General features: G+C 29.2%; 20 protein-coding genes and 6 pseudogenes. 13 read left to right on the top strand and 13 right to left on the bottom strand.

The annotated features are described in order from the left end of the window. A pseudogene (locus tag E2558_RS12070) lies at positions 1-230 on the bottom strand (DDE-type integrase/transposase/recombinase); the annotation flags it as partial. 140 nt (positions 231-370) lie between these two features. Between E2558_RS12070 and E2558_RS12065 the strand changes: the two are divergent. The 5 genes and pseudogenes from E2558_RS12065 to E2558_RS12045 all read left to right on the top strand — a co-directional run. Continuing rightward, positions 371-877: pseudogene (locus E2558_RS12065) on the top strand (replication initiation factor domain-containing protein); the annotation flags it as partial. Between the two features lie 161 nt (positions 878-1,038). Next, the gene (gene tet(K), locus E2558_RS12060) at positions 1,039-2,418 is read left to right on the top strand and encodes a tetracycline efflux MFS transporter Tet(K) (RefSeq protein ID WP_000492283.1); all 1,380 of its coding nucleotides are present in this window, start codon (positions 1,039-1,041) and stop codon (positions 2,416-2,418) included. 185 nt (positions 2,419-2,603) lie between these two features. Further along, the gene (gene mobV / locus E2558_RS12055) at positions 2,604-3,845 is read left to right on the top strand and encodes a MobV family relaxase (RefSeq protein ID WP_000122374.1); all 1,242 of its coding nucleotides are present in this window, start codon (positions 2,604-2,606) and stop codon (positions 3,843-3,845) included. Positions 3,846-4,371: 526 nt separating this feature from the next. Continuing rightward, positions 4,372-4,830: pseudogene (locus E2558_RS12050) on the top strand (replication initiation factor domain-containing protein); the annotation flags it as partial. 345 nt (positions 4,831-5,175) lie between these two features. After that, positions 5,176-5,268 carry a type I toxin-antitoxin system Fst family toxin gene (locus E2558_RS12045; protein WP_001791613.1) on the top strand — a complete coding sequence of 31 codons (93 nt, stop codon included), beginning with the start codon at positions 5,176-5,178 and terminating at the stop codon, positions 5,266-5,268. A gap of 187 nt (positions 5,269-5,455) precedes the next feature. On the opposite strand, the gene abc-f is transcribed toward E2558_RS12045, so the two are convergent. Next, on the bottom strand, positions 5,456-7,069 hold the full coding sequence (gene abc-f, locus E2558_RS12040; protein ID WP_126564928.1) for a ribosomal protection-like ABC-F family protein: 1,614 nt from the start codon (positions 7,067-7,069) through the stop codon (positions 5,456-5,458). A gap of 397 nt (positions 7,070-7,466) precedes the next feature. Here abc-f and E2558_RS12035 point away from each other — a divergent pair, with 397 nt between their 5' ends. The 3 genes and pseudogenes from E2558_RS12035 to E2558_RS12025 all read left to right on the top strand — a co-directional run bounded on the left by E2558_RS12035 (position 7,467) and on the right by E2558_RS12025 (position 8,969). After that, the gene (locus E2558_RS12035) at positions 7,467-8,078 is read left to right on the top strand and encodes a recombinase family protein (RefSeq protein ID WP_000635275.1); all 612 of its coding nucleotides are present in this window, start codon (positions 7,467-7,469) and stop codon (positions 8,076-8,078) included. 123 nt (positions 8,079-8,201) lie between these two features. Then, a pseudogene (locus E2558_RS12030) lies at positions 8,202-8,408 on the top strand (IS6 family transposase); the annotation flags it as partial. Positions 8,409-8,612: 204 nt separating this feature from the next. Continuing rightward, positions 8,613-8,969: a hypothetical protein gene (locus tag E2558_RS12025; protein ID WP_126564932.1), complete on the top strand. Its 357-nt coding sequence runs from the start codon at positions 8,613-8,615 to the stop codon at positions 8,967-8,969. A 141-nt stretch (positions 8,970-9,110) separates the two neighbouring features. Here E2558_RS12025 and E2558_RS12020 read toward each other — a convergent pair whose 3' ends face one another. The 3 genes from E2558_RS12020 to E2558_RS12010 all read right to left on the bottom strand — a co-directional run bounded on the left by E2558_RS12020 (position 9,111) and on the right by E2558_RS12010 (position 11,598). Further along, positions 9,111-9,476 carry a hypothetical protein gene (locus E2558_RS12020; RefSeq protein WP_126564931.1) on the bottom strand — a complete coding sequence of 122 codons (366 nt, stop codon included), beginning with the start codon at positions 9,474-9,476 and terminating at the stop codon, positions 9,111-9,113. 129 nt (positions 9,477-9,605) lie between these two features. After that, a complete protein-coding gene (locus E2558_RS12015) occupies positions 9,606-9,974 on the bottom strand; it encodes a DUF3139 domain-containing protein (RefSeq protein ID WP_070443073.1) in 369 nt (122 codons plus the stop codon). A 556-nt stretch (positions 9,975-10,530) separates the two neighbouring features. Further along, positions 10,531-11,598, bottom strand: coding sequence for a Leu/Phe/Val dehydrogenase (locus E2558_RS12010; RefSeq protein ID WP_002449161.1), 1,068 nt, complete (start codon positions 11,596-11,598; stop codon positions 10,531-10,533). 227 nt (positions 11,599-11,825) lie between these two features. Here E2558_RS12010 and E2558_RS12005 point away from each other — a divergent pair. Next, positions 11,826-12,005 (top strand): annotated as a pseudogene (locus E2558_RS12005) (ABC transporter permease); the annotation flags it as partial. 225 nt (positions 12,006-12,230) lie between these two features. Here E2558_RS12005 and E2558_RS12000 read toward each other — a convergent pair. The 4 genes from E2558_RS12000 to E2558_RS11985 form a co-directional block, all read right to left on the bottom strand. Beyond that, positions 12,231-12,332 carry a type I toxin-antitoxin system Fst family toxin gene (locus E2558_RS12000; protein WP_002497230.1) on the bottom strand — a complete coding sequence of 34 codons (102 nt, stop codon included), beginning with the start codon at positions 12,330-12,332 and terminating at the stop codon, positions 12,231-12,233. A 165-nt stretch (positions 12,333-12,497) separates the two neighbouring features. Next, entirely contained in the window at positions 12,498-12,845 is a 348-nt protein-coding gene (locus E2558_RS11995; RefSeq protein ID WP_002441960.1) for an ArsR/SmtB family transcription factor, read from the bottom strand. Between the two features lie 18 nt (positions 12,846-12,863). Further along, the gene (locus tag E2558_RS11990; RefSeq protein ID WP_012818129.1) at positions 12,864-13,481 is read right to left on the bottom strand and encodes a CadD family cadmium resistance transporter; all 618 of its coding nucleotides are present in this window, start codon (positions 13,479-13,481) and stop codon (positions 12,864-12,866) included. A gap of 1,586 nt (positions 13,482-15,067) precedes the next feature. Further along, positions 15,068-16,024 carry a replication initiator protein A gene (locus E2558_RS11985; protein WP_126564930.1) on the bottom strand — a complete coding sequence of 319 codons (957 nt, stop codon included), beginning with the start codon at positions 16,022-16,024 and terminating at the stop codon, positions 15,068-15,070. A 385-nt stretch (positions 16,025-16,409) separates the two neighbouring features. On the opposite strand from E2558_RS11985, the gene E2558_RS11980 reads away from it, so the two are divergent. Continuing rightward, positions 16,410-17,123, top strand: coding sequence for a DUF536 domain-containing protein (locus tag E2558_RS11980; protein WP_126564929.1), 714 nt, complete (start codon positions 16,410-16,412; stop codon positions 17,121-17,123). Positions 17,124-17,478: 355 nt separating this feature from the next. Here E2558_RS11980 and E2558_RS11975 read toward each other — a convergent pair whose 3' ends face one another. Next, complete coding sequence (locus tag E2558_RS11975; RefSeq protein WP_070441693.1) at positions 17,479-18,300, bottom strand: LysR family transcriptional regulator; 822 nt, start codon at positions 18,298-18,300, stop codon at positions 17,479-17,481. Between the two features lie 114 nt (positions 18,301-18,414). On the opposite strand from E2558_RS11975, the gene E2558_RS11970 reads away from it, so the two are divergent. After that, positions 18,415-19,410 (top strand): YeiH family protein, encoded by a 996-nt coding sequence (locus E2558_RS11970; protein WP_070441690.1) that lies wholly within the window; start codon positions 18,415-18,417, stop codon positions 19,408-19,410. Between the two features lie 294 nt (positions 19,411-19,704). Here E2558_RS11970 and E2558_RS11965 read toward each other — a convergent pair whose 3' ends face one another. Together E2558_RS11965 and E2558_RS11960 are read right to left on the bottom strand one after the other, a co-directional pair. Beyond that, on the bottom strand, positions 19,705-20,118 hold the full coding sequence (locus E2558_RS11965; protein WP_002447403.1) for a universal stress protein: 414 nt from the start codon (positions 20,116-20,118) through the stop codon (positions 19,705-19,707). Positions 20,119-20,130: 12 nt separating this feature from the next. After that, positions 20,131-21,582 carry a SulP family inorganic anion transporter gene (locus E2558_RS11960; RefSeq protein WP_002447402.1) on the bottom strand — a complete coding sequence of 484 codons (1,452 nt, stop codon included), beginning with the start codon at positions 21,580-21,582 and terminating at the stop codon, positions 20,131-20,133. A gap of 114 nt (positions 21,583-21,696) precedes the next feature. On the opposite strand from E2558_RS11960, the gene E2558_RS11955 reads away from it, so the two are divergent. Together E2558_RS11955 and E2558_RS11950 are read left to right on the top strand one after the other, a co-directional pair. After that, entirely contained in the window at positions 21,697-22,239 is a 543-nt protein-coding gene (locus E2558_RS11955; RefSeq protein WP_002447401.1) for a recombinase family protein, read from the top strand. A 413-nt stretch (positions 22,240-22,652) separates the two neighbouring features. Then, positions 22,653-23,189 (top strand): annotated as a pseudogene (locus E2558_RS11950) (IS6 family transposase); the annotation flags it as partial. A gap of 78 nt (positions 23,190-23,267) precedes the next feature. On the opposite strand, the gene E2558_RS11945 reads toward E2558_RS11950, so the two are convergent. Beyond that, positions 23,268-24,125, bottom strand: a complete 858-nt coding sequence (locus tag E2558_RS11945) for a YitT family protein (RefSeq protein ID WP_000162894.1) — start codon at positions 24,123-24,125, stop codon at positions 23,268-23,270. Positions 24,126-24,472: the final 347 nt, after the last annotated feature.

Here is a 24,472-nt window from a genome sequence, read left to right as displayed (position 1 = left end):
ACCTTCGTTGAAGGTGCCTGATCTGTAATTACCTTTTGAGGTTTACCAAATTGTTTAATGAGACGTTTGATAAACGCATATGCTGAATGATTATCTCGTTGCTTACGCAACCAAATATCTAATGTATGTCCCTCTGCATCAATGGCACGATATAAATAACTCCATTTTCCTTTTATTTTGATGTACGTCTCATCAATACGCCATTTGTAATAAGCTTTTTGGTTCTGTTGCAAACTTGAAAATCATATAATATAGATACAAAGAAATGAAAAATAATAAAATCCAACCGAATAATCTGTTGATATAATAGTATATAATTTACTGCTTTTGCATAACTTTGTATATTAATTTAACTTTGCAACAGAACCATTTTGAAGATGATTTGAGTGACTACTATGCAATGTCTGATAAAGCAGTTAAGAAAACTATTTTTTATGGTCGTAATGGTAAGCCAGAAACAAAATATTTTGGCGTGAGAGATAGTAATAGATTTATTAGAATTTATAATAAAAAGCAAGAACGTAAAGATAATGCAGATGCTGAAGTTATGTCTGAACATTTATGGCGTGTAGAAATCGAACTTAAAAGAGATATGGTGGATTACTGGAATGATTGCTTTAGTGATTTACATATCTTGCAACCAGATTGGAAAACTATCCAACGCACTGCGGATAGAGCAATAGTTTTTATGTTATTGAGTGATGAAGAAGAATGGGGAAAGCTTCACAGAAATTCTAGAACAAAATATAAGAATTTGATAAAAGAAATTTCGCCAGTCGATTTAACGGACTTAATGAAATCGACTTTAAAAGCGAACGAAAAACAATTGCAAAAACAAATCGATTTTTGGCAACATGAATTTAAATTTTGGAAATAGTGTACATATTAATATTACTGAACAAAAATGATATATTTAAACTATTCTAATTTAGGAGGATTTTTTTATGAAGTGTCTATTTAAAAATTTGGGGAATTTATATGAGGTGAAAGAATAATTTACCCCTATAAACTTTAGTCACCTCAAGTAAAGAGGTAAAATTGTTTAGTTTATATAAAAAATTTAAAGGTTTGTTTTATAGCGTTTTATTTTGGCTTTGTATTCTTTCATTTTTTAGTGTATTAAATGAAATGGTTTTAAATGTTTCTTTACCTGATATTGCAAATCATTTTAATACTACTCCTGGAATTACAAACTGGGTAAACACTGCATATATGTTAACTTTTTCGATAGGAACAGCAGTATATGGAAAATTATCTGATTATATAAATATAAAAAAATTGTTAATTATTGGTATTAGTTTGAGCTGTCTTGGTTCATTGATTGCTTTTATTGGTCACAATCACTTTTTTATTTTGATTTTTGGTAGGTTAGTACAAGGAGTAGGATCTGCTGCATTCCCTTCACTGATTATGGTGGTTGTAGCTAGAAATATTACAAGAAAAAAACAAGGCAAAGCCTTTGGTTTTATAGGATCAATTGTAGCTTTAGGTGAAGGGTTAGGTCCTTCAATAGGGGGAATAATAGCACATTATATTCATTGGTCTTACCTACTTATACTTCCTATGATTACAATAGTAACTATACCTTTTCTTATTAAAGTAATGGTACCTGGTAAATCAACAAAAAATACATTAGATATCGTAGGTATTGTTTTAATGTCTATAAGTATTATATGTTTTATGTTATTTACGACAAATTATAATTGGACTTTTTTAATACTCTTCACAATCTTTTTTGTGATTTTTATTAAACATATTTCAAGAGTTTCTAACCCTTTTATTAATCCTAAACTAGGGAAAAACATTCCGTTTATGCTTGGTTTGTTTTCTGGTGGGCTAATATTTTCTATAGTAGCTGGTTTTATATCAATGGTGCCTTATATGATGAAAACTATTTATCATGTAAATGTAGCGACAATAGGTAATAGTGTTATTTTTCCTGGAACCATGAGTGTTATTGTTTTTGGTTATTTTGGTGGTTTTTTAGTGGATAGAAAAGGATCATTATTTGTTTTTATTTTAGGATCATTGTCTATCTCTATAAGTTTTTTAACTATTGCATTTTTTGTTGAGTTTAGTATGTGGTTGACTACTTTTATGTTTATATTTGTTATGGGCGGATTATCTTTTACTAAAACAGTTATATCAAAAATAGTATCAAGTAGTCTTTCTGAAGAAGAAGTTGCTTCTGGAATGAGTTTGCTAAATTTCACAAGTTTTTTATCAGAGGGAACAGGTATAGCAATTGTAGGAGGTTTATTGTCACTACAATTGATTAATCGTAAACTAGTTCTGGAATTTATAAATTATTCTTCTGGAGTGTATAGTAATATTCTTGTAGCCATGGCTATCCTTATTATTTTATGTTGTCTTTTGACGATTATTGTATTTAAACGTTCTGAAAAGCAGTTTGAATAGTTATATTATATTTTGGTTTAGAACTATGAGTGGCTAGCATTTTGCCACTCATTTTTTGCGTTAGCAAAAACAGGTTTAAGCCTCGCAGAGCACACGTATTAACGACTTATTAAAAATAAGTCTAGTGTGTTAGACTTAAACTATTAAATACACATGAAACCTTTGTGCTTAGGAGTGATTTTTATATGTCTTATTCCATTGTTAGAGTTTCAAAAGTTAAATCTGGAACAAATACAACGGGCATACAAAAACATGTTCAAAGAGAAAATAATAATTATGAAAATGAAGATATAGACCATAGTAAAACTTACTTAAATTATGATTTGGTAAATGCTAATAAACAGAATTTTAATAACTTGATTGATGAAAAAATCGAACAGAATTATACAGGCAAAAGAAAAATTAGAACAGACGCGATTAAACACATTGATGGTTTAATTACATCAGACAATGATTTCTTTGATAATCAAACGCCAGAAGATACAAAGCAGTTTTTTGAATATGCTAAAGAGTTTTTAGAACAAGAATACGGTAAAGATAATTTATTATATGCAACAGTTCACATGGACGAAAAAACACCACATATGCATTATGGCGTTGTTCCAATAACTGATGATGGTCGTTTAAGTGCTAAAGAAGTTGTAGGTAATAAAAAAGCTTTAACAGCGTTTCAAGATAGATTTAATGAGCATGTTAAACAACGAGGATATGATTTAGAACGTGGGCAATCAAGACAAGTAACAAATGCTAAACATGAGCAAATAAGTCAGTATAAACAAAAAACAGAATATCATAAGCAAGAATATGAACGTGAGAGCCAAAAAACAGACCATATAAAGCAAAAGAACGATAAATTAATGCAAGAGTACCAAAAATCGTTAAATACGCTTAAAAAGCCTATAAATGTTCCGTATGAGCAAGAAACTGAAAAAGTAGGTGGTTTATTTAGCAAAGAAATACAAGAAACTGGAAATGTTGTAATAAGCCAAAAAGATTTCAATGAATTTCAGAAACAGATAAAAGCTGCTCAAGATATTTCGGAAGATTACGAGTATATAAAGTCTGGTAGAGCCTTAGATGATAAAGATAAGGAAATACGAGAGAAAGATGATTTATTAAATAAAGCAGTTGAGCGTATTGAAAACGCAGACGATAATTTTAACCAACTTTACGAAAATGCAAAGCCACTTAAAGAGAATATAGAAATAGCGTTAAAGCTTTTAAAAATCTTACTAAAAGAGTTAGAACGAGTTTTAGGAAGAAATACCTTTGCGGAAAGAGTTAATAAGTTAACAGAAGATGAACCAAAACTAAATGGTTTAGCAGGAAACTTAGATAAAAAAATGAATCCAGAATTATATTCAGAACAGGAACAGCAACAAGAACAACAAAAGAATCAAAAACGAGATAGAGGTATGCACTTATAGAACATGCATTTATGCCGAGAAAACTTATTGGTTGGAATGGGCTATGTGTTAGCTAACTTGTTAGCGAGTTGGTTGGACTTGAATTGGGATTAATCCCAAGAAAGTACCAACTCAACAACACATAAAGCCCTGTAGGTTCCGACCAATAAGGAAATTGGAATAAAGCAATAAAAGGAGTTGAAGAAATGAAATTCAGAGAAGCCTTTGAGAATTTTATAACAAGTAAGTATGTACTTGGTGTTTTAGTAGTTTTAACTGTTTACCAGATAATACAAATGCTTAAATAAAAAAAGACTTGATCTGATTAGACCAAGTCTTTTGATAGTGTTATATTAATAACAAAATAAAAAGGAGTCGCTCACGCCCTGACCAAAGTTTGTGAACGACATCATTCAAAGAAAAAAACACTGAGTTGTTTTTATAATCTTGTATATTTAGATATTAAACGATATTTAAATATACATCAAGATATATATTTGGGTGAGCGATTCCTTAAACGAAATTGAGATTAAGGAGTCGATTTTTTATGTATAAAAACAATCATGCAAATCATTCAAATCATTTGGAAAATCACGATTTAGACAATTTTTCTAAAACCGGCTACTCTAATAGCCGGTTGGACGCACATACTGTGTGCATATCTGATCCAAAATTAAGTTTTGATGCAATGACGATCGTTGGAAATCTCAACCGAGACAACGCTCAAGCCCTTTCTAAATTTATGAGTGTAGAGCCCCAAATAAGACTTTGGGATATTCTTCAAACAAAGTTTAAAGCTAAAGCACTTCAAGAAAAAGTTTATATTGAATATGACAAAGTGAAAGCAGATAGTTGGGATAGACGTAATATGCGTATTGAATTTAATCCAAACAAACTTACACGAGATGAAATGATTTGGTTAAAACAAAATATAATAAGCTACATGGAAGATGACGGTTTTACAAGATTAGATTTAGCCTTTGATTTTGAAGGTTCTGTTGCAAACTTGAAAATCATATAATATAGATACAAAGAAATGAAAAATAATAAAATCCAACCGAATAATCTGTTGATATAATAGTATATAATTTACTGCTTTTGCATAACTTTGTATATTAATTTAACTTTGCAACAGAACCAATAGATACTTATATATTAACTTGAATGATTTAAAAAATTTGAAGATATCTATATTTTACTAAAATCAAGGTTGTTATTGTTAGTTTTGATGTTTATTTAAACATAAAATGACTTATCGGAAGTTATCTATTAGCGAATACTCAGAGATGATATAATATATGAGTCGCCTATCTCTCAGGCGTTAATTGACGAAGAGAGGAGGTGCATTACTTTGCTAATCATTTTCGTTCACATCATAGCACCAGTCATCAGTGGCTGTGCTGTTGCGTATTATACTTATTGGCTTAGTAAACGCAACAAATAATTAATAGGCGACTTTATAAGCCAGCATCGAAAAAATCCCCACACTATTGCAGTAGTGTGGGGATTGGTGCATTAATTGTTAATCATTTTCGTTATCTAGATTATAACATTGGTTAGTAAGGGAATGCAAAATCTCTGAAGTATTTTTATTTTTTTCTTCAGCTAATTTGTATTGTTCATTTAATTACTTATAAAATTTTTTCTTTAATATAATTATAGTTACCCTCAAATTTCTCTAATGTTTTATTTTTTAACAAGTAAGTTGTATTAAATAGCTTGTTAAGAAAATATCTATCATGTGAAACTGTAATTATGGATCCTTCAAAATCTAATAAAGCATCTTCTATGGTTTCCTTGGCATCTATATCTAAATGATTTGTAGGCTCGTCTAAAACAAGCAAATTATAATCAGTATTTACAATTTGTGCCCATCTTAGCCTTATTTTTTCTCCTCCACTTAAATCTTTAACCTTTTTAAAAACGTCTTTACCATAAAACATGAAATTAGCTAAAATATGTCTAGCTTCTCCTTCTGTTACATTGACTTTTTCACGAATTGTATTCAATAAAGTATCATCGTTATCACTTTCAAATTCATGTTGTGAAAGATAACCAATTTTTAAATTGTTTGCAGTCTTAATAGAACCCTCATCTATTGAAGTAAGCCCTAAAATTATTTTTAACAATGTAGATTTACCTGTACCATTATCTCCTATAATAGCGACATGTTCGCCTCTTCGAATTAACATATTTACATTTTCAAATAATAAATAGTCATATCCTTTAGCGACATTTTCCATTTCAATAACTCTATTTGAAACACGCTTACCTTCCTCTAGTTTCATATTCATTTTTTTTGAATCTAAAGTTGGTTTTTCTAATCGCTTAATACGATTCAAAGCTTTTTCCATACTTTTAGCTCGACGATACATTGCAGCATTCGGTGGTTTAGCTTGGCTTGCCCATGTTCTTAATTGCTTAATAGATTCTTTCATTTTTTTGATTTTCTTTTGTTGTGTTTTATAGGCTTCGAATTCGACTAACAGCCTTTTTTCTCTTTCTTCAACAAATTGCGAATAATTCCCATTATAAACATGGAGCTTTTTTTGATCTATTTCCATAATTTGATTTGCTGTTTCATCTAAAAAGTAACGATCGTGTGAGACGATTACTGTAGCACCTTCAAAATTTTCTATATAGTTAGTCAACCATTCTATAGATTTAACATCAAGGTGATTTGTTGGTTCATCTAAAAGTAGCAAATCAGTAGACTTAATTAATATTTGAGCAAGGCCTACTTTTGTACGTTCTCCCCCTGATAAGTTTCCCCACTCTGTATCAAGTAAATGGTCAATATTTAACCCATAAGTCACCTTACGTATCTTAGCATCTATTTCGTAACCACCATTTTCTTCATAATATGTTTGTAGTTCACCATAGCGAGACATTAGTGTAGTTATACTTTCTATGTCTTCAGCCATTTTATTTTCTATAGTTTCAAGTTGTTCTGATATAGCATTTAACTCTTGAAATACAGATTTCAAACATTGATAAACACTTGTATCATTTTCATAATCAGGTATTTGATTTAAATAGCCTATTCTCACATTTTTCTTCCAACTAATAATGCCTTCGGAAGGTTTTTCTAACCCTGCTAGTAATCTTAATAAAGTAGTTTTTCCTTCACCGTTACGTCCTACTAATCCTACAGTATCACCAGAATTAAGGGTCACCTTGATATTATCGAATAAAGTTTCTTCTACATAACTTTTAGAAATATTCGAAGCATTGAGTATATTCATTTTTCTTCCTCCATATCATCTATAAGGAAGAAGTATATAGTGTCAGTTCCTTATAGATTCGATTATTAATTTCAAAAAAGACAGACTTCACCAATTTTGGAATTAAAATCGAAAATTTGTTGCGTATAATCTGTAAATATCTGCAACAATATGCTATAAGAAACATTTAGACACCTCCTCAAATATGATTTATACACAGTTTACAATAAAAAATTGGCAATTTAAAGAGAGTGATAAGGCCTCCTACTATAAAGTCAATTAAGATGTTAAGTAATACATTAAGCTATAAGAAATTTTGTAAGTTATAGGTACACCCTAATCATACAAAATGAATTGTTGAAATTACAGCAATTAAAATGTATGATTAGGGTGTATATTAATTATGAGGTGAAACTAAATGATTGTGGGCTATGCGCGGGTATCATCAGTAGATCAAAATTTAGAAAGACAACTTGAAAATTTAAAAACATTTGGTGCTGAAAAAATTTTTACAGAAAAACAATCAGGTCAATCTATAGAAAACAGACCCGTCTTTCAAGAAGCATTGAACTTTGTGAGAATGGGAGATCGTTTTGTCGTGGAATCAATTGATCGTTTAGGTCGTAATTATGATGAAGTCATTAATACCGTTAATTATCTTAAAGAGAAAGAAGTACAATTGATGATTACCAGTCTACCAATGATGAATGAAGTCATTGGTAATCCATTATTAGATAAATTTATGAAAGATTTAATTATACAGATATTAGCAATGGTTTCAGAACAAGAAAGAAATGAAAGTAAACGTCGACAAGCTCAAGGGATTCAAGTTGCGAAAGAGAAAGGCGTATATAAAGGACGACCTTTATTATATTCTCCCAATGCGAAAGATCCTCAAAAACGTGTTATCTATCATCGTGTTGTAGAAATGTTAGAGGAAGGCAAAGCGATTAGTAAAATTGCGAAAGAAGTGAATATTACAAGACAAACTGTTTATAGAATTAAACACGATAACGATGATTTGTTTTAATAAACGGTTTTTCAATGCAAATGAGAGCTTCTCACAGCGTCTGAAAACTTATGGTGATCAATTATTCGGTTCTGTTGCAAAGTTGAATTTATAGTATAATTTTAACAAAAAGGAGTCTTCTGTATGAACTATTTCAGATATAAACAATTTAACAAGGATGTTATCACTGTAGCGGTTGGCTACTATCTAAGATATGCATTGAGTTATCGTGATATATCTGAAATATTAAGGGAACGTGGTGTAAACGTTCATCATTCAACGGTCTACCGTTGGGTTCAAGAATATGCCCCAATTTTATATCAAATTTGGAAGAAAAAGCATAAAAAAGCTGGTTCTGTTGCAAAGTTAAATTAATATACAAAGTTATGCAAAAGCAGTAAATTATATACTATTATATCAACAGATTATTCGGTTGGATTTTATTATTTTTCATTTCTTTGTATCTATATTATATGATTTTCAAGTTTGCAACAGAACCTATATTTTTAAGTTATCATAAATTATAAAAATTTTTTTGATGATGAGGTGTTTTTTATGAAAAAATCATTTTATATCATTGGCATAATCATGATTATAATTATTTGTTATATTTTTATGAATTTTTTCTTTTTTGATAAATGGGCTTGCTATTCTAGCGAAAAACAAATCAATAGTTATATAAAAAATCACGATACAAAAAAATTACATGATATAACAGATAATAATAAAACTTATCAAATTTTAAGAAACTCTAAAAAAGTATCAATTAAATTACGATCAGATAATCAAGGAAGTGAGGGCATCGGATATTACCAAGTGAATCTAAATGATAAACCTGCGAAACTTTATATAAAAATTAAGCATGCTTTTATCCCAGAAGGGCCTGAGGTTAAAACAATAGAATTAGAATAATAAATAACAAAAGGGAACTCATTATTGAGTTCCCTTTTGTTGCCATAACATGCATTATAGGTAGTTAGTTTGTATAAATACTAAAAAACACAAACGTTGTTAAATTAATCTTTGTGTCCTTTAATATAAGTAACATAATAGTCACTTATTACGGTGAGAAAAGCCATAGATAACTAAATATATAAGCATAATAAATATGAAATAAATAGCTCCTAAAAATAATGAAAAAATATCTGTGGTAAGAGGTTTAAAATAATCTGATGAATCGTAAATGTTCATAAATAAATGAACACATACCCAAGAAAGAAATATTCCAATGCATCTACCTATTACAATACTTATATTATTTTTAAAGCCGAATTTAAAAATGGATATACTCATTAATATAGCAACTATTATAAATGGGATGTAACCTATTAATAAACCTGTTTGATAATCAGTAAATAATCCGATAAATTCTATTGGAACTAAAGATAAAATTAATATAATGATTTTTAACCATTTCATTTTAAAATTTCTCTTTTCAATATTATTTTTCCTTCAATATCATTTTATTAATATAATTAGGTAGAAGTCTACGCTGTCTCTAAGTGGTAGATGAATAATCTCTATTTTTTATTATGTTATACATTTATATTATTTTCTGTAAGGTTCTGATTCTAAAAGATATTTATAATAGGAGTCTTTCTTTTGTAAATCTGTTTCCCCCCACACCTTATACTCTTTATCATCTGTCCATGGTGCTGGTGCTGGTGTCACGTTATACTCATACTCACTATATGGTTGATCTTTAAAAACAATATCTTTTTCAGCATATCCCATCATAATATTAAAACTCATTTTTTCATTTTTTATTTTTTTATCCCAACCCTTACGTTCTATAACGTGATCGATGATTTTCTCACTCTTGTGTTTCTGATAAGTAATCACACTAAAAGTCCAAACTGTTAAGATAATAATGATAACAATAATAGAAGTTATTAATATTTTTAAGATTTTCTTCATTTTTGTATAATTCCTCTTTTTAATAATTTTTTATGATAATGTCGGTTCTGTTGCAAACTTGAAAATCATATAATATAGATACAAAGAAATGAAAAATAATAAAATCCAACCGAATAATCTGTTGATATAATAGTATATAATTTACTGCTTTTGCATAACTTTGTATATTAATTTAACTTTGCAACAGAACCGATATAATTATCTCGACTTTTATGTTTAAAATTATTATTCAACCATGTATCTGGTGTATTAAGTAATAAGCTGAATCCCATCAAAATCATTAATAGTTGATGTGTAATTTTGTACACTACTATATCAGGGGTCTGCTACAATACATTCTAGTAATTGACTATAAATGGCTTTAATTCGTTGTCAGAAAAGGAATGAACGTTCTTGTATCCCTAGAATGAGTAGCCAAACAATATGAAGTATTGATAAAAAGAGAAGCGTAGAGATAATTCGTAATCGAATCATCTCTACGCTATTATTTTGGGATCTGTGTCCTAAGTTCTTATATAAGTGTTACACCTTGTATTTTTTTATATTTTTATTTAATTTATTTTCTGATGTCATGAATACGAGACATTTGCTCCATTCTTTTTTCTGCAAAATGTTGTGAAGCTTCAAGTGGTGTTTCGTTTTGTTCCCTAGAAATATCAAAAATATGTTTTAATACTTGATCGATACCTTCAATATTTTCTTTTGCACGGTCTTCATTGTAACCATTTAATTCATCTGCAGTATTAATAACCCCACCACTATTAACAATGTAGTCTGGCGCATACAAAATATTTTTGTCCTCTAACATTTTACTATGTGTTTCTTCATCTTTTAATTGATTATTCGCAGAGCCACAAACTGCCTTCACTTTTAATTGTGGTATTGTATCATCATTTAAGATACCACCGAGTGCACAAGGGGCAAATATATCTGCCTCAACTGAGAATATATCGTCAGGTTCTACAAATTGAGCATCAAAATCATCTACAGCACGTTGTGCATTATCCTTATTAATATCAGTGACAATTAAATTCACACCATCTTTACTTAATAAACGACATAACTCATAAGAAACATGGCCAACACCTTGCACGGCAACAGTCTTACCTTCTAATGATTCATCATCAAATTTTTCTTTCGCTGTACGTTTCATAGCAATATAAATACCATACGCAGTCATTGGACTTGGGTTACCTGCAGAACCAAATGATTTACTAGTACCACAAACATATGGTGTTTCTTTATAGATTAAGTTCATTATGTATTCTGAAGTACCAACATCTTCAGCTGTATAATAACGACCGTTTAATGTATTAATATAACGTCCTAAAGCTCTATAAAATGCTTCTTCATTTTCTTTACTAGGAGCTCCCATCACTACTGTCTTGCCTCCACCTAGGTCTAAGCCAGCAGCAGCATTCTTATAAGTCATTCCTCTAGCTAAATTCATAGCATCTTCAATGGCTTCTTGTTCTGATGCATAGTCATTTCTGACACGACAACCACCTAATGCCGGACCAAGCGTTGTATCATGAATGCAAATTATTGCTTTTAGTCCTGTAGCTTTATCTTGGCAAAAGACGATTTGTTCGTAATCTTTTTGCTCCATTGTTTCAAAAATCATTGAAAATACCCCTCTCTTATAATTGACATCCGTTAACTTTTTACCCTAATATTTTACAAATAATCTCAACTTGGAATACACACAATATTAGTTATATTGAGAGTTATAAGAAAATTTTAAAATTAATATAACTTCTATTATTCTAAATTAAAAACGAGCCTAGGATAAAAATCCCAAAACAAATAGCAAAGAGGTGGTTCAATCATGAATCATCTCTTGTTATTGATAAATGGGAATGGTTAAAATGGAATCCAATTAACATGATGAATATCATGGTTCAAATTATTGATAAAAGTTTTAAAGAAATTACAAAATTAGAATTACATGAATTATTTATTGGTAATATTGTTTATATATTTATTTTCTTAGTTCTTGTTGTATTTGTCTTCAGAAAGAAAAATATCTAAATAAGTTCAATATAACTTGTGATTAACAAGTAACATACTAAGTCTCTCACTACTACTATTATGAGGGGATTTGAATGTACTTATAATTGACATTTCATGAATATCAATTTTGCATTCTTCTACTAACCAGTGTTATAATTTACTTAACAAAGTTATCAAGTATAATACACCAATCCCCTCACTACTTCCGATAGTGAGGGGATTTTTAGGTGTGGCTATAGTCGCCTATTTTTTCTTATCGTTGCGATTGCGTAGCCAATGCGCAAATAATGCGACGATACAACCACTCGCTGCTGTGGTCATGATGTGAACAAAGTTATCAAGCATAATTACACCTCCTCTCTGCGTCTAAATTGACGCCTGAGAGATAGGCGACCTGTATATTATATCATCTCTTAATATGCGATAATAGTTAACTTCCGATAAGTCATTTTATGTTATATCTTTGCTTTTTTATAGTATCAAGACAAGAAGAAACTCGTTTCACTCGTTTCAAAAACCCTCCTGATTTTTAGAGAAAAATTCTTTTATTTCATCGTCTTTAATAAAATAATATGCCATCTTTCCCTTTTTATAAAAATCAAGTACATCATTTTTATATAAAAGTCTTAAATGATGTGAAGTTGAAGCAACACTTATTTTCAATATCAAAGAAATATCACAGACACACAACTCATCTTCTTTAATCAAAGATAATATGATTTTCAATTTCTTCTCATCACAAATTTTTTCTAAAATGTTAAGTAATTTCTTAGATTTATCATCTTCTAAAAAACTTAAAGCATTGTTAACTTTATCCTCATGTACACAGATCACATCACAAGCATTTTCATAACTCATATAAAATCGCACCCTAAATTAAAATATAAATCCTAAAATTGTTTGAATAGTATCATTTTCAATAATAATAAATAAACCTAAAGCTATATAAATAACAGCCATAATCCAACGACTAAATTTCTCAACAATTTCTCCAACTCCTGGAATATTAGATAATTTTTGTGCAGTAAATACCAAGAAGAAAATTAAAATTAAAAAGACAAACAGAGTAATTAATAAATTAGTAACACTTAATGTCACAAAATACGGAACAAATAAACCAATATTATCAGCACCACAACTTGCTATCGTAACAATTGCAACCGTACCAACTAATTTAGACAATCCTTTTTCATTCAATTCTTTTTTAGCTCTCTTTTCTCCTTCACAATCATCATAAATAGCTACTTTAATTCCTAAATAAATCGGTATTAACCCTAATAATCCTAATATCCATTTTTCAGGAACATAATTTAAGACAAAGGCAAAGAATAAACTTACGACAATCAATGCCACAGATCCTACATATTGACCAATATAAATATCTCGATATTCTTTCCTAGTCTTTGCTCTAGCAAAAAATATTAATAAAATCACTAATAAATCTACTGCTGTCGCAATATAAAGAATAGCAGCAGTTACAATAGTCTGAATCATAATTACACCTCATTCAAAAATATTTTTGAATGTATTATAACTTATGTTTTCAAATAATCATAGATGCTTTATTCCAATTGCTTTATTGACGTTGAGCCTCGAACCCTTAACAATCCCAAAACTTGTCGAATGGTCGGCTTAATGGCTCACGCTATGCTGACATTCGTCTTCAAGTTTAGTTAAGGGTTCTTCTCAACTTCAATAAATTTTCTCGGCATAAATGCGTGTCTAATCTTTTTTAGAACGATTAATCAAAAAATAACCTAAAAGACCACAAACCAAAATAAATAAAAATATAAGCATTTTTTAATCTCCTTTTTAGCAAACTTTATTACAAAAACTATTTAATTTTTAAATATACTTACTTGTAATTTTAAGATACTTTTTAGAGCATTTAGAGATATTTATAGAATAATAAACAGGTTAAAAAGTAATAGGATTAATAGGATTTGGGTAAAAAAATCAATCCTATTTATAGGATTGACGTCGACTGAAGCCTATGAAATCAACAAAAATAATAGTATTCAGACAATTTAAAGTGGTCTTGTAACAATTGTAAATAGTATGCAATATTAGAGGTTATAGTATCGATCAATTTTTTATTTAATATTAACTATAAGTATTGTTATATCAGCGTTTATGATGATTTTAAAAAGAGCACTTAATCAAGACGAGCATAAGATAATCCTTCAGCTATGCTGAATACCACTTAAGGTGGTACTGGATTTCCTTATGCTCATGTCAAATACTATTTGAAAATCCTATTATGTTTGTAATATTTCCAAAAACAAAACATGTTTGAAGACAAAAGTAGCTATTTTTTTCTTCACTTTTTACTTTAAGTGCTTATTTTTATTTTCAAAATAAGCATTGTTAGTAAAATAATTGGAGATAAAAAAGAGAAAACTAAGTAAATATCTTTACTCAGTTTAGGATAGAAAAATCAAATTTAAAATTACATTCGACTCATGTCTTGAACATTAGCGACTTACTTTTTGTTTATGATGTATATCAATTGAATCTGAATTTTGATTTTATGGAATGATAAATTCAACTTTTTCTTTCCGATCATTAACAAAATAAATAGCAAAAACGATTTTATTAAGTCACTTTTATAACTACGAAAGATTGCTAAAGAATATAAAAACGATTAGTATTTTTATAATTTTTAAAGTTAAAACAACGTTAAATGATCATTTTATTTTTCATCTTATGCGACATGTTTGAGCCATTTTCAAACGAATAATAACCATTTATAGAAAAAAATAGGACTAAAACAGAAACGTTTTAGTCCCACCTACTTGCTTAACTACAGTTCATTTTCAGATTTACTCAATTGCCATTGAAGATAAAGTTCGACTGCAGTTAAAAGAACATTAATCATTGCCAAAGTAACTTTAATCTTTTTCTTAGTACTCATAAGTCTTCCTCCTTTCTTTAATAGCAGCATGCTATGTTTCAATATTGTGTTGATGTTATTTTGTTATCCCCTCCCTTACTTTCGTTTGATCTAGGTGGTTGCCTTAGCAACCACTTGTTAATAAAAAAAGAGAACATCTATTTAAAGATGCTCTCTAATTAAATCATTATTGATTAAATAAAGAAGTGATTGGTAAATGATCACGTCGTTTATTAAGTGTATGCATTTCAGCGAATTCAGACTTAAGAGATTTCATTAAGTATCCTTGCATAGCTTCAACGGTTTCATTTTTTTGAATAAGCATAGCTTTGAAACGTTTAAGAACATGAAGTATTTCGATTTCCATATCTTCTAATAAGTAATATGTATCAATAGAATTATTAAAGGACGTTTTGGCTTTTAATAATACAGGTTTGATGATTTTAATTTCATTTACGGAAAAGTTATTTAAATACCTTTGAATACTTTGAGGTAGTTCTTCGAGTAATTGAAACTTTAAAGCCTCATTATTAAAGTTTGAATTGTCGTGATTTGAATGATTTGCATGATTATTAGGATAGGTTAATTTCTTATCATTCAAATCATCCGTCTCATTACTCTCAGTCTTAATATAATCAGTATCATTATAATCAGTATCATTAGGGTCTAAAATTTGGGATTCTGGAGTCCCAAATTTTGAGAATCTGGAGTCCCAAAATTCGGGATTCTGGAGTCCCAAATTTTGGGACTCCTTGTCATTATAGGTTATAGATGAGGATTGAATACTTTTTTCTACATTAATATTAGTTTCTATATCATGCAAATATAATTTATTAGGTTTATTAAATCCTGTACGTATTTGTTCAAGTAACCCTACTGCTTGAAGTTCTTTTTTTATTTTAGTAATTGTATTCTTGCTTTTATCTAATATATTCTGGAGACTTTCATTTGTAAAAATAAAATATATATCCCCATTATCATCGACCCAATTATTTTTAATCGACAAGCTAACTCTATCGTTGAGAATTGCATAAGTAACTTTGGCACTATCACTTAATTTTTTATATTTTTCATTAACAAATAATGCTTTATGTAGCATATAAAAGTTTTGATTTGCTTGATTTTTAATATTTTTACGAGACATAATAAAAAACCTCTTTCCAATTAAATTTGAATAGAGGTAATAAAACATTACAAATCCACATAACTTTTTGACTTGCAAACTGTAGATATTGTTGTATATAATACATATATCAAATTAAATAGCTAACGTATTGTAACGTTTTATTACCCAGTCCCAACTATTACCAGTAGTTGGGACTAAAACGTATTATGGACATTATATCATTAAAAAAGAACATATAAAAGATATTATAATCCCACTAAAAACCTTTTATAAACACTTGATAAGATTATTATCAAGTGTTTATAAAAGGTTTTTTAATACTACTTAAGTTCCCTTTATAAAAGTATTTGTGATAAAATTTATTTATAAAGGGTTGATAAAGTATTTATAAAGGGTTGAAGATATGAAGAGCGTTAAAGAAATAAGTGAAGAATTGGAAGTTAGTAAACAGACTGTATTTAATAATATAAAAAGATTGAATATAGAAACAGTGAAACAGGATAATACTTCATTCATTAAAAATGATGTTGATGTAGAAAAAATCATTCAAAGAGTAATCAGAAATAAAAAGAAATATGGCTTTGAAAGTACTAATGTAAGTTCAGAGAAAGTTAAAACAGATAATAAAAAAAACGAATCTAAATATGATGTTCAAATAATTGAACTACTCGAAAAGCAAATAGATACTTTAAATAAACAACTTGAAAAACAAGAAAAACGTCATGAAACGACAATAGAATTTTATAGAAAAGAATTACAAGAAAGGTCGAAATTACTTGAAAACCAACAAGTATTAGCATTAGAAAGTAACAAAAAAATACAAAGGTTGGAGTCTGAGTTAGAAGAAGAAAGGCAACTCAATTATTCTGCTAATAAGAGGCAGGACATTGAAGTTCAAGAAACAATGGAAAATATGGATTCTATAAATAATGACTCAGATAATCAAAAAGAAAAAATGGTTTCCCATTTTAGGGATGAAAGTAAAGATAAACATGAGGATAAGCAACAAGATAGTGAACCGCAACAAGGTAATAAAATAGATGGTGAGCAGAAAGAGGATATCAGAAACGAAAATCATTCTAAAAAAAGTTTTTGGAGTAAACTGTTTGGTAATTAAAAATGAATATAAAAGGTGTATCAAGAGTTTATAAACCCTTGATACACCTTTTATATTGATGGAACTTCTGATAATCATTATTTATGTTAATTGTAATGTAAGAGACAAACACTTTTAAGTTATTGTTTGTCTTTTTTAGATTATTGATTATACAGTTTCCTGGTCATATCGTCATTTATTGTAATTTTAGTTAATAATTTTGCTCAACATCAATAAATTTTCTCGTCATAATAGCTTATATTATGATGTGATATGAGCACACCGAACTAATAAATGATAAGTAAAGTTTTTTCACTAATTTTCTTTTCTAAAAAGAGGCTGGGACATAATCCTAGCCTCGGCTTTTTTACATACTCTACTTCATAATCATTTCAATGACAGCTCTAATATTTTTATCAATATATTTATCAACATGTTGAGCAAGGTAATAGTGACGTTTCACATTTAAAGTTGTTATCATTAATTTTTCATAATCCTCGGGATGAATTGCTGATTTTGAAATAATCGCAAACCCATTTCCAGCCTCTACCATTTGTTTGATAATCTTAATATTATTAATTTCTATCAAATATGGATTTAATTTTAACTCAGAAAGACCTACTTCCTGATAAAACCTTGTTCCAGACCCTTTTTCTCTAACGAAACATATATCCATTCTAGGTTGAACCGATTTTTTGTAAATATACACCATTTCATCTTCTATTATTTTCTTACATTTTATTACATTGTCTTGAATTTCCTTTTCTACAATACCTATATCTACTCTGTTGTGTTTAATATCATTTATAACAGAATCTGAATTATTAACACGTAAATGAATATGTAACTTAGGGTATTGTTGCATAAGACGGGTAAGCTGTTCTGATAATAAATATTCACCATATGTATAACTGCTTCCAATTGTTAAGGTGCCTGAGATGATTTCAGATTCCGATGTTAAGTTTTGCCATAATTCTTGTTCAATACTTTCCCGTTGCAATGCATATTGTAATAGCTTTTCGCCATCTCTAGTTAGTTTTAAATATGGAGATTTAAATTCAAATATTTTAACATTATATTTTAATTCTAAACGTTTAATATCACGACTCACAGAAGGCTGCGAAGTATATAAATTTTCTGCTGCTCTAGTAAAACTTTCTGTTTTCATTACTTCAATTAATACCTTATACGGATCCATGCATCATTCTCCTTTAAGTCTAATATAACATTTTTGATATATATACTATACTTATTATTTATTTAACGCTATAACAATAACGTGCTAAGATTTTATATCGAGGTGAAAGTACATATGAAATCAATAACGCAGGCTTCATTTATGAAAGGTATTATGTTTACATTTACGATTGCAATAATCAGTTATATATTAGCTAAATTTCCTATTTTACATACGATTGGGGCATTAGCTATTGCCATCATTTTTGCGATGATATACCGCCAAGTCATAGGTTATCCTGAGCATATTCGCCCAGGTATTACGTTTGCATCGAAACGTTTATTGAAATTTGCGATTATCTTATATGGGTTAAAATTAAATATGGGAGATATTCTAGGTAAAGGCTGGAAATTACTACTTATTGATATTATCGTAATTATCTTTTCAATAAGTTTAACTTTAATTTTGAATCAAATTATTAAAGGAAATCAAGATATCTCTATACTACTTGGTATTGGTACAGGAGTATGCGGAGCTGCAGCTATTGCAGCTACAGCACCAATCTTAAAATCTAAAGAAAAAGACACTGCAATAAGTGTAGGTATTATTGCACTAATTGGAACTATATTTGCACTTATTTATACAGCTATCGAGGCTATTTTTAACATACCTACTATAACTTATGGCGCTTGGACAGGTATCAGTCTACATGAAATCGCTCATGTCGTCTTAGCAGCAGATATTGGCGGGCCAGAGGCAATGACATTTGCTTTACTTGGAAAATTAGGCCGTGTGTTTTTACTTATTCCATTAAGCATTGTCTTAACTTTGTATATGCGTTATAAATCACACTCAAGTCAAGTGCAACAAAAAATCGATATTCCTTATTTTCTAATTGGATTTATTATAATGGCTTGTATCAATACATTTGTTCCTATTCCTTCATTACTTATGAATATTATAAATGTTATTACAACGGTATGTATGTTAATGGCGATGGTTGCTCTAGGATTGAATATCGTTTTAAAAGAAGTTATTTCAAAAGCACTTAAACCATTCATTGTGATCTGTGTAACTTCAATTTGTCTATCTGGTGTGACTCTCTTAGTTACTTCTATAATGTTTAAATAAGGTAACATGTTATATGTTTATATTTAAAATAAAAAAGAGGCTAGGAATTATGTACCAGCCTCTTTTAATGTGAATTAAACTTCTGATAATCAGTAATTATGTGAACAAAAATAAATATCTTAAAATGTTATTTGAAATTATGATTACGTTAAAGTTTATATACTGAAATAATTAACAATACACATTACTGTGTATTGTTTTTTTATATTGTAAAATAGACTTTATTAAATTACTAAGGTACCCTTAGTCGTCTCAAAATAAAACTCAATCCTTTTATGGATTGAGTTAGACAGACTATTTTACAATGATAACGGGAATTTTTGAACGTTTAGCCACTTTGTGACTGACGCTACCCAATACCATTTCTTGTAAACTATTTAGACCACGAGACCCTAAAACAATTGCTTGATATTTACCACTATTAGCAACTGAAACCACTGTTTCTGCAGGAAGACCATGTGCAATTTTTACTTCATAATTTACATTATGTTCTACAAATAGTTCAGTTATACTGGATAATTTGTCTTCTCTTTCATTTGTTAAACTATGTCCTTGTTTACCATGTAAAACATCTGTTTTCGATTCTTCAACATTTACAACTGTAATTAAAGTAACTATAGTATTTTCATCTATAAAGTTCAAAACTTCCTGTGCTGAACGTAAACTATTTTCTGACCCATCGGCTGCTAATAAAATTGATTTATACATAAACAACACTCCTTAGTTTAAATGATTTTCATTTAGTTTGCTTAATTCTGAGACTATTTTACGACTATCTGAATTTAGTTTTTCTACATGAACAATGTTATTTTTTTCTTCGAACTTCCTTACCATTGTATCAATAGCATCTACTGCTGAATCATCCCATAAATGAGCATTATTAAAGTTTAATTCTATAATACTATTTTCAATATTAAAGCTAATTTGATCCATCATAGAGTCAATAGAAACAAAAAAGATTTGACCTTTAAAAGATAAACGGTTAGTTTTACCAAACTTCTCAGATGTTACTTCTACTTTTGATATTTTAGTAGCAAAGAATAAAGCACTGAAAATAACACCTACGACCACGCCGAGAGCTAAGTTATGTGTCATCAGTACAATTATCACTGTAAGTATCATAACAACTGCATCTGTTTTTGGTGCTTTTTGAATATATTTAAAAGAATTCCAATCAAATGTACCAATCGAAACCATAACCATAATACCTGCTAAAATTGGCATTGGAATTTGAACAACAAGTCCTCCAAGAACAATAATCATGAATATTAAGACAACACCAGCAGAAAAAGTAGATAATCTACTGTTTGCACCTGATTTGACATTGATTACAGATTGTCCAATCATGGCACAACCTCCCATACCACCGAATAATCCTGTAATCATATTAGCAATGCCTTGGCCACGAGATTCTCTGTTTTTACTACTATAAGTGTCTGTTGCATCATCTACAATTTTAGCAGTAAGTAAACTTTCTACTAGACCTACAATAGCCATAGATAGCGAGTATGGAAAAATGATTTGAAGTGTTTCTAAATTAAAGGGAACATTAGGAATTAAAAAGTGCGGTAAAGCTTGCTTAATATTTCCTAAATCACCAACAGTTCTCACGTCAGAACCTGTATACATATAAAGAGCAGTCAATACGATGATAGCTATTAATGGTGCAGGTATTGCTTTGAAAAATTTAGGGATTATATATACAATGAGTAATGTTACAATTACATATATATAAGTTGAGATTGAAATACCGAAGATATGTTCTATTTGGGACATGAAAATCATAATACCTAATGCATTTACAAAACCTATCATGACGGAATGAGGTATAAATTTCATTAAACGCCCCACTTTGAGAAGGCCTAAAACTAATTGAATTACTCCCATTAATATCGTGGCAGCTAAAAGATATTCTACACCATAATCTTTCACAAGTGGTGTAACTAATAAGGCAACAGCCCCTGTTGCACCTGATATCATTGCAGGTCTACCACCAACAATAGCAGTAACAACAGCGATGATAAATGAAGCATACAAACCAACCATTGGATCTACGCCAGCAATAATTGAAAATGCGATAGCTTCAGGGATTAAAGCTAAGGCAACCACGATACCGGCAAGTATATTTTTACCTGGCTGGTTAAACCATTCATGTTTTAATTTTTCAACCATAACTTACTCTCCTTTTTATTTAATTATATTGTAAAGTATAACAGAAAAGTTTCATATGTGTACCCTTTAATGAAACTTTCCTGTTATACTTTAGCTATAGGGTGGTGCAAGTAAATGAAATACGGTTATATCAGACCTGTTACAATAAACGATGATTTAAACGAACAAAAAAAGAAAATAGAAACCTATACAAAAAAAATAGTTGAGGAAAGTCATGCTAATAATAAAAAAAGAAATGAATTAGACCTTCTTTTAAAAAAGAAGTTGGTCTCGGGGGATGCAGTATATATTACAGATTTATGTATACTTGCAGATTCTACGAAACAATTAGTAGATATATTAGATTATCTTTCACAGAAGGATATATCTTTATATGTAATTAATTTAAACCGATATATTTATAAAAATATTCAAGGAGAATTTTTAGAAATACTACATGATATTACAGACTTTCAAAGTGATGTTGTTAAATTTAGGACACGCGTTGGATTAGAAAATTATACAAAAGAAGGAAAAAAGTTAGGCAGACCCAAACGAGATGATAAAAATCTTAGAGATGCTATAGAAATGTATATGAGCAAAAATTACACTCTAGATGAAATAAAAGAAAAAACAAACATAAGTAGAGCAACTTTATATCGTCATCTAGATAAATAAGAGATAGTAAATGTTGTTTCAAGATATAGAACATAATATAATACTGTCGATTAAAGAGGAAAGTAAAGTGATCTTTAAAACATTAAATATTAGTGAGAAAGTTTTTTTATTAGTACTCGAAAATATAGAAAGACAAGACTTAGCAAAAACATAGAAATATTTTATAATAAATACTTTCCAATATAGTGAACTACAAGATATGCTGAGTTAACGAAAAAGAAATGTAAAAAAATTCCTCTATGTCAAATACATTAAATTCAACTTTTATTGATTATGTATAAGATATACATTTTAACTACCTATAATCTTTTCTTATGTCAACAGTTTCATAATATATATTGATATACACTACTGATAATAGGTTTTAATTAATATTAAGCGCATACTTTTTATGGATAGAATATTAGTATTACATATTTTTTGGGGTTCAAGAATATGCCCCGATTTTATATCAAATTTGGAAGAAAAAGCATAAAAAAGCTTAGTACAAATGGCGTATTGATGAGACATACATCAAAATAAAAGGAAAATGGAACTATTTATATCGTGCCGTTGATGCAGAGGGACATACATTAGATATTTGGTTGCGTAAGCAACGAGATAATCATTCAGCATATGTATTTATCAAACGTCTCATTAAACAATTTGGTAAACCTCAAAAGGTAATTACAGATCAGGCACCTTCAACGAAGGTCGCAATGGATAAAGTCATTAAAGCTTTTAAACTTAAACCTGACTGTCATTGTACATCGAAATATCTGAATAATCTCATTGAACAAGATCACCGTCATATTAAAGTAAGAAAGACAAGATATCAAAGTATCAATACGGCAAAGAATACTTTAAAAGGTATTGAATGTATTTACGCTCTATATAAAAAGAACCGCAGGTCTCTTCAGATCTACGGATTTTCGTCATGCTACGAAATTAGGCATATGTTAGCCAGTTAAGGGAACAACGACATGATAAAATGGTAATTAGCTATATTTTTCTAACTTTGCAACAGAACCTTTTTATTTATCGTAATTTTAATATATATCTGATTTTTTCATATTTCCAGCCTTAACTTCTGCTGTATCATATATTGCGATAAATGCGTCTGGGTCTACATCATTTATAATTTCTTTAAGTTTTTGTTCTTCGAGTTTATTAATAACACAAGAAATTTCTACAAATGAATTATTTTCTTCATCAATAGTCACTTTTGTAAATGTGCAATACCTTCCCAGTCTTTCTTTAATTTCTTTATTCATAATGTCATAATCTTTTGTAATAATTTTAAACGTTTTCGAACCACTTAGTCCTTCTTCAATAATATGTATAACTTTTGAAGCAATAAAATATGCGAGCGCTGATAAAATGGCACCTTTAAAGCCAAAAACAGTAGAAACAAGTATAAATACGAATGTATTGAGAAATAAAATTAAATCACTTGTTCCGAAAGGTAACTTTCTAGATAATAAAACGGCTAACATATCTATACCATCTAATGCCCCACCATTTCTAAGGGCAAGACCCATGCCTAATCCAATAACAACTCCACCAACTACAGTAATAAGTAGTGAATCACCTTCAATAATTGTTGGTACATGATGCATAATCGAAGTGAATATAGATAATGATAAGATACCTATTATTGAAAATATAGCAAACTTACGTCCGATTTGTTTATAACCTAACCATATAAATGGTAAATTGATTATTCCTATTAATATTCCTAAAGGTAAACCAAACAAAGTGGAACCTACAATACTAATCCCTGTGACTCCTCCGTCAGAAACGTTATTTGGGATTAATATAGATTCCAAACCATATGCTGTAATAAGTGCCCCAATTATAATAAGTAAAATCCTGCCGAATGATATAATCACCATTTTTTTTGTCATTTTTGAACTCCTATTTTTATTATTAAAAAGTCTTCACCTATATTATAACTTGTTTTATCAATTTAATGAAATTGGTGTTAATGATTGATATCATATTTTTTTAAACAAAATTCTAAAAAAGATAATTTAATGTTTAATCAGCGTCTAATACTCAAAGTAAATAAATGAAAAATTTCCCAAGGCATTTACAAATATATTAAAATAGGTTCTGTTGCAAAGTAAAAAATATAGCTAACCACTAATTTATCATGTCAGTGTTCGCTTAACTTGCTAGCATGATGCTAATTTCGTGGCATGGCGAAAATCCGTAGATCTGAAGAGACCTGCGGTTCTTTTTATATAGAGCG

It is taken from the genome of Staphylococcus pragensis, from assembly GCF_004785665.1.
Taxonomy (GTDB): domain Bacteria; phylum Bacillota; class Bacilli; order Staphylococcales; family Staphylococcaceae; genus Staphylococcus; species Staphylococcus pragensis.
The sequence above is the reverse complement of the archived record's forward strand: the minus strand, read 5'-3'. Positions and strand labels throughout refer to the sequence as shown.

What these genes read in the sequence shown, in the direction of transcription:
- E2558_RS11975 (WP_070441693.1), bottom strand. Translation starts at nt 18,300, where the DNA reads ATGGATCCGTATAAGGTATTAATTGAAGTAATGAAAACAGAAAGTTTT.
- E2558_RS12010 (WP_002449161.1), bottom strand. Translation starts at nt 11,598, where the DNA reads ATGATTTTTGAAACAATGGAGCAAAAAGATTACGAACAAATCGTCTTT.
- E2558_RS11955 (WP_002447401.1), top strand. Translation starts at nt 21,697, where the DNA reads ATGAAATACGGTTATATCAGACCTGTTACAATAAACGATGATTTAAAC.
- abc-f (WP_126564928.1), bottom strand. Translation starts at nt 7,069, where the DNA reads ATGAATATACTCAATGCTTCGAATATTTCTAAAAGTTATGTAGAAGAA.
- E2558_RS11960 (WP_002447402.1), bottom strand. Translation starts at nt 21,582, where the DNA reads ATGGTTGAAAAATTAAAACATGAATGGTTTAACCAGCCAGGTAAAAAT.
- E2558_RS11985 (WP_126564930.1), bottom strand. Translation starts at nt 16,024, where the DNA reads ATGTCTCGTAAAAATATTAAAAATCAAGCAAATCAAAACTTTTATATG.
- E2558_RS11995 (WP_002441960.1), bottom strand. Translation starts at nt 12,845, where the DNA reads ATGAGTTATGAAAATGCTTGTGATGTGATCTGTGTACATGAGGATAAA.
- E2558_RS12025 (WP_126564932.1), top strand. Translation starts at nt 8,613, where the DNA reads ATGAAAAAATCATTTTATATCATTGGCATAATCATGATTATAATTATT.
- E2558_RS11980 (WP_126564929.1), top strand. Translation starts at nt 16,410, where the DNA reads ATGAAGAGCGTTAAAGAAATAAGTGAAGAATTGGAAGTTAGTAAACAG.
- mobV (WP_000122374.1), top strand. Translation starts at nt 2,604, where the DNA reads ATGTCTTATTCCATTGTTAGAGTTTCAAAAGTTAAATCTGGAACAAAT.
- E2558_RS12015 (WP_070443073.1), bottom strand. Translation starts at nt 9,974, where the DNA reads ATGAAGAAAATCTTAAAAATATTAATAACTTCTATTATTGTTATCATT.
- E2558_RS11970 (WP_070441690.1), top strand. Translation starts at nt 18,415, where the DNA reads ATGAAATCAATAACGCAGGCTTCATTTATGAAAGGTATTATGTTTACA.
- E2558_RS12020 (WP_126564931.1), bottom strand. Translation starts at nt 9,476, where the DNA reads ATGAAATGGTTAAAAATCATTATATTAATTTTATCTTTAGTTCCAATA.
- E2558_RS11990 (WP_012818129.1), bottom strand. Translation starts at nt 13,481, where the DNA reads ATGATTCAGACTATTGTAACTGCTGCTATTCTTTATATTGCGACAGCA.
- E2558_RS12035 (WP_000635275.1), top strand. Translation starts at nt 7,467, where the DNA reads ATGATTGTGGGCTATGCGCGGGTATCATCAGTAGATCAAAATTTAGAA.
- E2558_RS11965 (WP_002447403.1), bottom strand. Translation starts at nt 20,118, where the DNA reads ATGTATAAATCAATTTTATTAGCAGCCGATGGGTCAGAAAATAGTTTA.
- E2558_RS12000 (WP_002497230.1), bottom strand. Translation starts at nt 12,332, where the DNA reads ATGCTTGATAACTTTGTTCACATCATGACCACAGCAGCGAGTGGTTGT.
- E2558_RS11945 (WP_000162894.1), bottom strand. Translation starts at nt 24,125, where the DNA reads ATGACAAAAAAAATGGTGATTATATCATTCGGCAGGATTTTACTTATT.